Below are 471 nucleotides of genomic sequence, written 5' to 3'. Positions count from 1 at the left end.
GAACCAAACCGCCAGAGCCACCAGGCCGATGTCACGCACCGCCGCGGCGGCCGGCGGGGTAAACCGGGCATGCGGGCGGGTCAGACCCTCGACCTGCTCGGCGAACGTCACCACCACACAGCTGGCCTCGGCACAGCGGAACCGGCGCACCAGCAGGTCCACCACCAGCCGCGCCCCGCCGAGCGCGGTATCGACGAGCCGCCGCCGGTACCGGCCGTGCACCCGCCCGGACATCGTCGCGCACCCAGGGCACGCCACCTGCCCCGCCCGCGCGTGCACCCGCAGCCGTATCCCGTCCGCTGACCGCTCGACCCCGTCAACCACGACGTTCGCCAGATGCGGCAGCACGACCCCGAGATCAGGGAGATCACACCAGCCCGATCCTCGCAGCCCACCACCAATAGTTGATCAATGGCGGTACCGGTTCGATCGCCGAGTAGCCGGGGGCGTCGCAGCCCCCGGCCCTCACAG

General features: G+C 72.0%; 1 protein-coding gene. It reads right to left on the bottom strand.

The annotated features are described in order from the left end of the window. Nucleotides 1-348, bottom strand: a 348-nt coding sequence (locus AC559T_RS17125) for a transposase family protein (protein WP_498869382.1), incomplete at its 3' end; no start/stop codon positions are given. Between the last annotated feature and the right edge of the window lie 123 nt (nucleotides 349-471).

The sequence above is a fragment of the Frankia sp. Hr75.2 genome (genome assembly GCF_949319125.1).
Lineage (GTDB): Bacteria > Actinomycetota > Actinomycetes > Frankiales > Frankiaceae > Parafrankia > Parafrankia soli.
This window is presented reverse-complemented; position numbering and strand designations above follow the sequence as displayed.